Raw genomic sequence first — 10,147 nt, forward strand, 5'->3', positions numbered from 1 at the left:
ACGGTGTGGGGCGTGCCGCGCCGCAACCGCCAACAACGTCCCACCGGTGGCCAGCGGGGGAGTTCGTCCCCGCGCCCGCTGGGCGCCGGTTTCGGCTGGTCCAGGGTGGAGGAAGGCCCGGACGGCGAGTGGGTGGTGCGCACGGTGCCCGCGGCGCAGGCCACCAAGACCTACCGCTGCCCCGGCTGCGACCACGAGGTGCGGCCGGGCGTGGGGCACGTCGTGGCGTGGCCCGCGGACGAGCAGGGCGATGTGGCGGACCGCAGGCATTGGCACAGCTCCTGCTGGCAGGCGAGGGCCCGGCGGGGCCCGACGCGGCGCTGGTCCTGACTGGAAGCTCACAGCGATCGCACCCGGCTCGCGTGGGAGGATCGCGGGGATGAGCACCGAGATCCGCGCCAACACCGCGCTGCCCGCGAAGCGGGAGCAGATCACCTTGCACACCGCGGACGAGCTGCGGTTGATCGGTGAGCTGGCGCTGCCGGAGAGCGGCGCGCCGCGGGCCACCCTGGTGTGCCTGCACCCGCTGCCCACGCACGGCGGCATGATGGATTCGCACCTGTTCCGCAAGGCGGCGTTCCGGCTGCCCGCGCTGGCCGACCTGGCGGTGCTGCGGTTCAACACGCGGGGCACGGCCAGCGAGGCGGGCCGCAGCGAGGGCGAGTTCGACTCGGGTGGTGCGGAGCGGTTCGACGTGGCCGCCGCCCTGGAGTACGCCGAGTTCCACGACCTGCCGGACGTGTGGCTGGTCGGCTGGTCGTTCGGCACCGACCTGACCTTGGTGCACGGGCTGGATCCGCTGGTGCGCGGCGCGATCCTGATCTCGCCGCCGCTGCGCTGGAGCACCGAGGACGACCTGCGGGCCTGGGGCGACTCCGGGAAGCCGGTGCACGCGCTGGTGCCGGAGTTCGACGACTACCTGCGCCCGCCGGAGGCGCGGGAGCGGTTCGCCGCGATCCCGCAGGCCCGGGTGCACGGGTTCGACGACACCAAGCACCTGTGGGTGGGCAAGGCGGAGGCGGCGCTGGACGCGATCGTGGACATCGTCGCGCCGGAGGTCACCACGCCGCTGCCCCGCACCTGGGACGGTCCGCACGAGACGCGCCAGGTCACCATCGTCGGGCAGTGATCAGGTGCGTTCCGCGCGGCACAGGTAGGCGTGCGGGGTGCTGCCGACCCGGGTGAGCACCGCGGTGGCTTCGGCGCCGCCGCGCGGTTTGAGCCTGCGCCGCAGCGCGTCCGGATCGACGTCCACCCCGCGGGTCATGATCTCCAGCCGTCCGACGTCGTGCGCGCGCAGCAGCGCCCGCAGCGCCTTCTCGGAGTACTTGCCGTGGTCGAGGACCCGGAACGCGCGGATGCCGGGCGGCGGCGCGTCCCCGGTGAGGTAGGCGATGCGCGGGTCGAGCTGCCCGAGCCCGTGCCGCGCCGCGTAGTGCCGCACCAGTCCGGCGCGCACCACCGCCCCGTCCGGGTCGACGAGCCACGGCCCGGCGTCGCGGGTGGGGCAGTCGTCCGGTTCGCGGTCGGTGAGCTCGTCGCGGGTGCCGTCGGCGCGCAGCACGGTGGCGCGCCGCCGCACGTCGGGGTCGGCGAGCCCGCCGAGCCACACCGCGGCTTCCCGCACCTGCCCGGCGAGCGACACGATCTCCACTTCGGCGTGCGCGGGCACGGCGTCGAAGTCCAGGCCGGGCGCGCACTTCACGACGAGGTCGCGTCCGGAGTGGACGTCGAGCAGTTCGTCGAGCGGCGGCACCAGGTCGGCGGGGTTCCAGCGGCGGCGCCCGCTGCCGTCGCGGCGCGCCGGGTCCGCGGTGATCGCGGTGCCGGTGCTGGTGGGGCGCAGCGCGTCGGCGCGCACGAATCCGGCGGGGGTTCCGTCGGCGGCGAGGTTGTGCCGGGCCATCGCGAGCCGCACCTCGTCGAGGTCGGAACCGAGGCAGCGGTCGGCGACGCGGGCGATCTCCCGCAGGTCCGCGCCGATCGAGCAGGTCACGTCGTGCACGTCCCGCCCGGCGAGGCGGCGGGCGCGGTGCCGGGCGACGGCGGTGGTGGTGGCCTGCTGCAGCGCGTCGCCGGTGAACAACCAGTCCGCGGTGCCGTCGAGCTTCGCCGCGGCCTTGCCGCGCAGCACCGCGGTCTCCAGCGCGGCGGCCGCGAACCGCGGGCCCGCGGCGGCGCGGGCGGCGGCGACGTCGGCGAGCCGGGAGCCGGTGGTCAGCGGCCGCCCGGACAGCGCGGCGACGGCCTCGACCCCGGCGGGGGAGCGCAGGAACGCCACGTCGTCCAGGTCGAAGGCGTACGCCACTCCGGATCTCCCTGCCACGCGCTGCTCGGACGCGCAGCACTCTAGTCCGCGCGAACGCCCCGCCCGCCGGGGAGGGCGAGCGGGGCGTGCGACGGGGGTGTGCCGATCAGCGGCCGGTGAACTCGGCCTTGCCCGGCCCGTTCTCGACGAACGAGCGCATGCCGATCTTCTGGTCCTCGGTGGCGAACAGACCGGCGAAGATCTGCGTCTCCAGCCGCAGCCCGCTGGCCAGGTCCACGTCGAGGCCGCCGTCGATGGCGGCCTTGGCGGCGGCGAGCGCGTGCACCGGGCCGTTCGCGAACTGCTCGGCCCACTTCCGCGCGGCCGCGTACACCTCGTCGCCCGGGACGACCTCGTCGACGAGACCGAGTTCGAGCGCTTCGGGTGCCTTCACGAACCGGCCGGAGAAGATGATGTCCTTCGCCTTGCTCGGGCCGACGAGGCGGGCGAGCCGCTGGGTGCCGCCTGCGCCGGGGATGACGCCGAGCAGGATCTCCGGCTGGCCGACCTTCGCGCCCTCGCCCGCGATGCGCCGGTCGCAGCTCAGCGCCAGTTCGAACCCGCCGCCGAGGGCGTAGCCGGTGATGGCGGCGACGGTCGGCTTCGGGATGGCGGCGACGGCGCTCATCGCCGCGGACAGGCCGTCGGCTTCCTTGCCCGCCATGTCCGCGTAGGACATGCCGGCCATCTCCTTGATGTCGGCACCCGCGGCGAGGACCTTCTCGCCGCCGTAGACGATCACCGCGCGCACGTCGGGGTGCGTGGCGGCCTCGGCGGCCACGTCCTTCAGCTCCTGCTCGATCTGCCGGTTCAGCGCGTTCATCGGCGGCCGGTCCAGCCGGATCGTGCCGATGCCGCCTTCCACTTCGAGCCTGACGAACTCGCCCACGCCGCAACCTCCTCGTCGAAACCGCTGCTTGCCCGCAGGCTATCCCGCGCGGCGGGCACCGTCAGTGGCGCTGATCTCACGGCGGGTCCGAGACGCGACGGGCCCCGCTCCGGCTGGGAGCGGGGCCCGGTTCGCGGGTGCGGTCAGGCGCGCCTGCGGGCGAAGAAGCGGTCGCCGCTGCGCTGCAGCTCCAGGTCCTGGTCGAAGGTCTTCGCCAGGTTGTCCTCGGTGAGCACGTCGTCCAGCATCCCCTGCGCCACGATCATGCCGTCGCGCAGCAGCAGCCCGTGGGTGAACCCGGGCGGGATCTCCTCGACGTGGTGGGTGACCAGCACCGAAGCGGGCGCGTCGGGGTCGAGGGCGAGTGCGGACAGCCGCGCCACCAGGTCTTCGCGGCCCCCGAGGTCCAGCCCGGCGGCCGGTTCGTCCAGCAGCAGCAGCTCCGGGTCGGTCATCAGCGCGCGGGAGATCAGGGTGCGCTTGCGCTCCCCGTCGGACAGGGTGCCGAACGCGCGGTCCGCGAGGTGCGCGACGCCGAGCAGCTCCAGCAGTTCCGCGGCCCGGTCGGTGTCCATGTCGTCGTACTCCTCGCGCCACCGGCCGAGGACCGAGTAGCCGGCGCTGACGACGACGTCCCGCACGAGCTCGTCGCCGGGCACGCGGGAGCCGAGCGAGGCCGAGGTGAGGCCGATGCGCGGGCGCAGCTCGAAGACGTTGACGCGGCCCATGCGTTCGCCGAGCACGTCCACGGTGCCGTCCGACGGGTGCAGTTCGGCGGCGGCGAGCCGGAGCAGCGTGGTCTTGCCCGCGCCGTTCGGGCCGAGCACCACCCAGCGCTCGTCGAGTTCCACCGACCAGTTCACGTCGGACAGCAGCGCGTTCCCGCCGCGCCGGACTCCGACACCGTCCATCCGGATGACCAGGTCGTCCACGTCCACCTCCCAGCCGTTGCCGGCCGCTCTGCGCACGGTTCCGGGCGCGTTCTGACCGCCTGCGATCACCGGCGGATCCCCTCCGGGACCTCATTCTTCCGGTCCCGCACCACGCGCTTGCGGCGGGGCCGACCTGCGGCCGCGCGAACGGACCGTTCGTCCCGCGGGATCGGGCGAACGGTCCGTTCACCAGGGTGCTCAGCCGACGGGTGCGCGGCCGCCTTCGACGACGGGCAGCCCGGCGGCCGCCCAGGCCCGGAAACCGCCGACCAGGTCGGTGGCCCGGCCGAGGCCGAGCTCGCGGGCCTGCGCGGCGGCGAGGCTGGACGCGTAGCCCTCGTTGCAGACCAGGATCACCGGCTGGTCGACGCGCAGGCCGTCGAGCCGGTGCGGGCTGGACGGGTCCAGCCGCCATTCCAGGACGATGCGTTCCACGGTGAGCGCGCCGGGGATCTCGCCTTCGGCGAGCCGGTTCGCCTGCGGGCGGATGTCGATCAGCAGGGCGCCGTCGCGCTGGAGCTCCGCCGCCCGCTGCGGGTCGACCCGGTCCAGTTCGCCGCGGGCGTCGCCGAGCAGGTGCTCGATGCCGTACGGGCCGAAGCCGGGGGCGTCGTCGGGGTGGGTGCGTTGCTGGGGCACGGTGACCTCGCTCATCGGGTTGCCGTCCGGATCGGGCCCGCCGGCTGCGGCGCGACGGGCGGCACGTCGGTCAGGTCGGAGTAGTGCCGCACCGGCAGCAGCGGCGGCGAGTAGGCGTGCACGCTCGCCGCGTTCACCGCGCCGGTGTTGCGCACCTGGTGCGCGCGGCCCGCGCCGAAGCCGATGGAGGCGCCGGTGCCGTGCTGCGCGGTGCGGATCGGGCCGGACGGGTAGCGGTAGTCCTCGCGGACCTCGCCGAACAGCACGGCGAACGAGCCGGACGCGCCGCCGTGGTCGTGCGGGTGGGTGCCCTGGCCGGGCGCCCAGGACAGCAGCCACAGCTCGACGCCCGCGGTGAGGCCGAGCCGTGCCCACCAGCGCTCCTCGTCGTGCACTTCGACGAGGTCCAGCAGCGAGCCGGTGAGCTCGGTGATGGCCAGCGTGGTGAGGTCGCGCAGCTCCTTCGGCGTCCACAGGTCGTGGTCCGGCCGGATCCAGTCCCGCAGCAGCGGCAGGTCGAGCGCGGGGTGCAGCTCGAACGCGCCGAGTTCGGGGATCTCCTCGGTGGGGGTGTACTGCGAGATGTGCGTGGGTGCGGACATGGGTGTTTCCGTTCCTTCGTTCGCGAGCTGAATCGGGAACGGGCCGATCGGCGGGAGCCGGACCGCGTGCGTCCGCGGCAGGGCGGGCGGGTCCGGGGTTCAGGTGGTGCCGCGCCGTCGACCCGAGCGGGTCCACGGGGAGTTGCGGTCAGTGACAGGCGGAAGTGACGACCAGGAACAGGTCGATCACGCGATCACGAGTCAGCAGCGAATCCGGCACGTCGGGATCGTGGCACGTCACCGGGGTTCTCGGCCATACCCCGGCCGAGTCCTCCCACGATGTGGGCGCCGGCCGGGCGGTGCCGGTGCGGCCGCGGTGATCACCCGCTGCGATCGGTCCGGGCCGTCGATCCGCGTGCCCGCGAGGCCGGTGTCCCCGAGCCCGGTGTCCCCGAGCCCGGTGTCCCCGAGCCCGGTGTCCCGATCTCGGTGTTCCGGTCCGCCGGTGTCCTGGTCCGCCGGTGCCCGGATTCTGGGTGCCCCGGTCCGCCGGTGCCCGATTCAGGTGCTCCGGCCTGTCGGGGCCGGACCGTGGTGCTCCGGTCCGCCGGTGCCCCCGACCCCGTGCCCGGTCGTTCCGGCGGCCCGGCGTTCAGCCGCAGCGGTCCGGGCCGTGCAGCAGCCCGTCCCGGAACGCGTCGGCGCGCTGCGCGCCGGTGAGCCGCCCGCCGTCGGCGTCGCGGGAGGCCGCGTCGCGAGAGGTGGCGTCGCGGGAGACCGCGTCGGTGACCAGCAGCGATTCGACGGCTTCGTCCAGATCGCCCGCGGACACGCGTTCGGCGGCGGTGTAGGCCCCGGTGAGGCAGCTGATCGCCGTCCCCGCGGCCGGTCCGGTCGTGGGCAGTCCGAGCGGGCCGAGCGCGGCGAGCGCGTACCGGGAGGCGAGCAGCGTCGCGGTGGCCTGGTCGCCGACGTCGCGGTGCAGCTCGTCGAGCCGCGCCGGGTCGTAGCCGATGGTGCCGTGGTCGGCGCAGTAGCCGACGGGGTCGCCGGGGCAGCTCCCGGCGCGCACCTCCGGCGGGGTCCAGGCGCGGCCCGCGGCGGCGATGCGGGCGCCGAAGAACTCGCGGGCCGTGCTCGCGGTCCGGTCGATCGTGGCGGGCAGCGCTGCGTTGGGCCCGTCGGGTCCGTCGCCGGTGGGGGCGGGTTCCACGTCGGGTTCGGCGCAGCGGGCGGGCCCGTCGCGGTAGCCGTCCTGGAACGCGGTGATCCGGTCGAAGGAGCTGCCGTGCGCGTCCCCGGCGGAGGCGTCGGTGCCGATCGGGTCGCGGAACACGATCAGCGCGTGCAGCGCTCCGTCCAGGTCCTGCGGCGAGACCCGCAGGTGCGCGGTGCGCCCGTCGGCGGCGGCGCGCAGGAACGACCCGGCGTAGCAGTCCGCGCCCGCTTCGGTGCGCGCCGCGTCGCCGCCCGCGCCGACGTCCACTCCGGTGCGCTGCTGCACCGCGTGCCCGAGTTCGTGGGCGAGGACGACGGCGACGGCCGCGTCCCCGTAGTGGTCGCGCAGCACCGGCAGCAGGGCGGCGCGGTCCCAGGCGATGGCGTCCACCGAGGCGCAGTAGTAGGCGTTGCCCTCCAGGTTCGCCACGGTGCCCGAGCACGGCGGCGGGCGGCCGTCGCCGCGCGCGGTGTCCACCGAGAAGTAGCCGCCGTCCAGGTCGTGCCACTCCTTCCCCGCCACGGCGGGGAGGTTCGCGGTCCAGAAGTCCCGCACGTCGGTGATGACGGTGGCGGCGAGCCGGTCCGCGTCGCCCCCGTCGGCGCCGTGCACGAATCCCGGGTCGACGGCCCGGTTCGCCGGTTCCCGGGCGGGCGCGGGCCGCGGCTGCGGCGCCGCGGGCGAACAGCCCGCGACCCCGAGGACGAGGGCCAGCACGGCGGACGGGAGGATGCGCACCCCGCCAGCTTCGCACTCCGGATCGATCAGCCGTCCGCGGCCGCGTCCGCGGGCTGCGAGACTGGCGGGCACGCGTCCGCCAGCGGGGCGGCGCGGAACTCGTCGGAGCTGTGCGACGCCGCGCCGGTTCCACCGACCGCGAGATGGGATCAGCCGCCGTGAAAGCCGTCCACCGTTTCACCGTTCGAGCACACCTGCCGGAGCAGCTTGCGGCGCTGGGGACGTTGGCGACGAACCTGCGCTGGACCTGGCACCCGCCGACGCAGGACCTGTTCGCCGCGGTGGATCCGCAGGTGTGGGCGCGGGTCGGCGGCGATCCGCTGCGGCTGCTGGAGGAGGTGCCCGCGGAGCGGCTGCGCGAACTGGCCCAGGACGAGGACTTCCTGGCCCGCACCCGCGCGGTGCACGACGACTTGCGGCACTACTTGACGGTGCCGCGCTGGTACCAGCAGCGGCAGGCCGAGGGCGCCGGGTTGCCGTCCTCGGTGGCGTACTTCTCGATGGAGTTCGGGGTCAGCGAGGCGCTGCCGAACTACTCCGGCGGGCTCGGCGTGCTCGCGGGCGACCACTTGAAGTCGGCGTCGGACCTGGGGGTGCCGCTGATCGGGGTGGGCCTGTTCTACCGCTCCGGTTACTTCCGGCAGGCGCTGTCCGCGGAGGGCTGGCAGCAGGAGCACTACCCGGTGCAGGACCCGAAGGGCCTGCCGCTGGAGGTGCTCACCGAACCGTCCGGCGAGCCGCTGCTGGTGCGGGTGGCGATGCCGGGCGGGCGGGAGCTGCGCGCCCGGATCTGGAAGGCGCAGGTAGGCCGGGTTCCGCTGCTGCTGCTGGACACGGACCTGCCGGACAACGACGACGACCTGCGCGGCACCACCGACCGGCTCTACGGCGGCGACGCGGACCACCGCATCCGGCAGGAGATCCTCGCCGGGATCGGCGGGGTGCGGGCGCTGCGCGCCTACTGCGAGCTGACCGGGCACCCGGAGCCGGAGGTGTTCCACACCAACGAGGGCCACGCCGGTTTCCTCGGCCTGGAGCGGGTGCGCGAGCTGCACGGGGCGCCGGGCCTGCACTTCGACGAGGCGGTGGCCGCGGTGCGCGCGGGCACCGTGTTCACCACGCACACCCCGGTTCCGGCGGGCATCGACCGGTTCCCGGTGGACCTGGTGCGGCACTACTTCGGCGACGGTTCCTCGCAGGCGCTGCTGCCGGGGGTGCCGACGGAGCGGGTGCTGGCGCTCGGCGCCGGCGACAAGCCGGGCATGTTCAACATGGCGCACATGGGGTTGCGGCTGGCGCAGCGCGCGAACGGGGTGTCGGCGCTGCACGGCGGGGTGCTGCGCACCATGTTCCGCGGGCTGTGGCCCGGTTTCGGCGTCGAGGAGGTGCCGATCGGGTCGGTGACGAACGGGGTGCACGGGCCCACCTGGTCGGCGCGGGAGCTCGGCAAGCTGCTCGGCGAGTCCGAAATGGACAGCGGGGCGGGGTTGCGCGGGATGGAACCGGTGAGCGACCCGCTGCTGTGGGAGCTGCGCAGTTCGCTGCGGCAGCGGCTGGTGGACGAGGTGCGGCGCAGGCTGCGGCAGGCCTGGTTGCAGCGCGGCGCCTCCGACCTGGAGCTCGGCTGGTGCGATTCGGTGTTCGACCCGGACGTGCTCACGATCGGTTTCGCCCGCCGGGTGCCGACCTACAAGCGGCTCACCCTGATGCTGCGCGACACCGAACGGCTGCGGCGGCTGCTGCTGGACCCGGAACGGCCGGTGCAGCTGGTGGTGGCCGGGAAGTCGCACCCGGCCGACGAGGGCGGCAAGGCGATGATCCAGCAGATCACCCGGTTCGCCGACGACCCCGAAGTGCGTCACCGCATCGTGTTCCTGCCGGATTACGACATGTCGCTGGCCCGGTACCTGGTGTCCGGCTGCGACGTGTGGCTGAACACCCCGGTGCGGCCGCTGGAGGCCTGCGGCACCTCCGGGATGAAGGCGGCGCTGAACGGCGCGCTGAACCTGTCGGTGCGGGACGGCTGGTGGGACGAGCTGTTCGACGGCGAGAACGGGTGGGCGATCCCGAACGCCGACGGCGTCACCGACCAGAACCGGCGCGACGACCTGGAGGCGGCCGCGCTGTACGAGCTCATCGCCACCGGTGTCGCCCCCACGTTCTACGAGCGCAGCGCCGACGGCGTCCCCGGCAAGTGGATGTCGATGGTGCGCCACACCCTCGCCACCCTCGGCCCGCGGGTGCAGGCGTCCCGGATGGTCCGCGAGTACGTGGACCGCTACTACGGTCCGGCGGCGCGGTCGGCGCAGGCCATGACCGAGCACGACCACCGGGGCGCGAAGGAGCTCGCCGAGTACGGGGCGCGGCTCGGTTCGGCGTGGGGTTCGGTGCGGATCGGTGCCACCCGGATGTCGGTGTCGGGCGGCGCGACCCCGCTGCTGGGCGGGCGGATCACGGTGCGCGCGGAGGTCGACCTCGCCGGGCTGGCACCGTCCGATGTGGACGTCGAGGTGGTGGTGGGCCGGGTGGACGACGCGGACAAGCTGCACGAGTTCATCACCGAGTCCATGCGACCCGGCCCGGACGGCGACTACGAGGCGACGGTGACGCTGCCGCACGCCGGTCCGGCCGGCTACACGGTCCGCGTGCTCCCGAAGCACCCGCTGCTGTCCGGTCCCGCCGAGCTCGGCCGCATCGTCCTGGCCTGAACCGGCATCCCACTTCTGCTGCGTAGTGGTCGGGTGGCGGAACCTCAGCTGCTTCCTCGCTGCGGGATCGATTTCGCAGGTGGCTCCGCCACATGAGAAATCGCTGTCCTCGCGAGGAAGCAGCTGAGAACCTGCTGCGGTGCCGGGTGCGTGCGTGGTCGCTGCTCAGCGG

At 74.4% G+C, this 10,147-nt stretch carries 9 protein-coding genes; 3 read left to right on the forward strand and 6 right to left on the reverse strand.

Features of this window, described 5'->3' with window-relative positions; all coding sequences use genetic code 11:
- Positions 1 to 12 precede the first annotated feature (12 nt).
- Both ABZ805_RS13405 and ABZ805_RS13410 read left to right on the forward strand, forming a co-directional pair.
- Positions 13 to 330, forward strand: coding sequence for a hypothetical protein (locus tag ABZ805_RS13405; protein ID WP_358438858.1), 318 nt, complete (start codon positions 13 to 15; stop codon positions 328 to 330).
- A gap of 49 nt (positions 331 to 379) precedes the next feature.
- Entirely contained in the window at positions 380 to 1,129 is a 750-nt protein-coding gene (locus ABZ805_RS13410; RefSeq protein ID WP_358438860.1) for an alpha/beta hydrolase, read from the forward strand.
- On the opposite strand, the gene ABZ805_RS13415 is transcribed toward ABZ805_RS13410, so the two are convergent.
- The 6 genes from ABZ805_RS13415 to ABZ805_RS13440 form a co-directional block, all read right to left on the reverse strand.
- On the reverse strand, positions 1,130 to 2,308 hold the full coding sequence (locus tag ABZ805_RS13415; RefSeq protein ID WP_358438863.1) for a class I SAM-dependent methyltransferase: 1,179 nt from the start codon (positions 2,306 to 2,308) through the stop codon (positions 1,130 to 1,132).
- A gap of 106 nt (positions 2,309 to 2,414) precedes the next feature.
- Complete coding sequence (locus ABZ805_RS13420) at positions 2,415 to 3,197, reverse strand: enoyl-CoA hydratase-related protein (RefSeq protein WP_358438866.1); 783 nt, start codon at positions 3,195 to 3,197, stop codon at positions 2,415 to 2,417.
- A 143-nt stretch (positions 3,198 to 3,340) separates the two neighbouring features.
- Entirely contained in the window at positions 3,341 to 4,108 is a 768-nt protein-coding gene (locus ABZ805_RS13425; RefSeq protein ID WP_358438888.1) for an ABC transporter ATP-binding protein, read from the reverse strand.
- A gap of 219 nt (positions 4,109 to 4,327) precedes the next feature.
- Positions 4,328 to 4,783 carry a rhodanese-like domain-containing protein gene (locus ABZ805_RS13430; RefSeq protein ID WP_358438869.1) on the reverse strand — a complete coding sequence of 152 codons (456 nt, stop codon included), beginning with the start codon at positions 4,781 to 4,783 and terminating at the stop codon, positions 4,328 to 4,330.
- The gene (locus ABZ805_RS13435) at positions 4,780 to 5,370 is read right to left on the reverse strand and encodes a cysteine dioxygenase family protein (RefSeq protein WP_358438872.1); all 591 of its coding nucleotides are present in this window, start codon (positions 5,368 to 5,370) and stop codon (positions 4,780 to 4,782) included. The genes ABZ805_RS13430 and ABZ805_RS13435 overlap by 4 nt, the downstream gene beginning before the upstream one ends.
- Positions 5,371 to 5,962: 592 nt before the next feature.
- Entirely contained in the window at positions 5,963 to 7,267 is a 1,305-nt protein-coding gene (locus ABZ805_RS13440; RefSeq protein WP_358438875.1) for a peptidase, read from the reverse strand.
- Positions 7,268 to 7,425: 158 nt separating this feature from the next.
- On the opposite strand from ABZ805_RS13440, the gene glgP reads away from it, so the two are divergent.
- The gene (gene glgP / locus ABZ805_RS13445) at positions 7,426 to 9,975 is read left to right on the forward strand and encodes an alpha-glucan family phosphorylase (protein WP_358438877.1); all 2,550 of its coding nucleotides are present in this window, start codon (positions 7,426 to 7,428) and stop codon (positions 9,973 to 9,975) included.
- Positions 9,976 to 10,147 lie beyond the last annotated feature (172 nt).

The sequence above is a fragment of the Saccharopolyspora sp. NPDC047091 genome, assembly GCF_040643635.1.
In the GTDB taxonomy this organism is placed as follows: Bacteria; Actinomycetota; Actinomycetes; order Mycobacteriales; family Pseudonocardiaceae; genus Saccharopolyspora_C.

Excerpts from the sequence above, each read along its gene's own strand:
- ABZ805_RS13410 (WP_358438860.1), top strand. The coding sequence starts at position 380 with ATGAGCACCGAGATCCGCGCCAACACCGCGCTGCCCGCGAAGCGGGAG.
- ABZ805_RS13435 (WP_358438872.1), bottom strand. The coding sequence starts at position 5,370 with ATGTCCGCACCCACGCACATCTCGCAGTACACCCCCACCGAGGAGATC.
- ABZ805_RS13425 (WP_358438888.1), bottom strand. The coding sequence starts at position 4,108 with ATGGACGGTGTCGGAGTCCGGCGCGGCGGGAACGCGCTGCTGTCCGAC.
- ABZ805_RS13430 (WP_358438869.1), bottom strand. The coding sequence starts at position 4,783 with ATGAGCGAGGTCACCGTGCCCCAGCAACGCACCCACCCCGACGACGCC.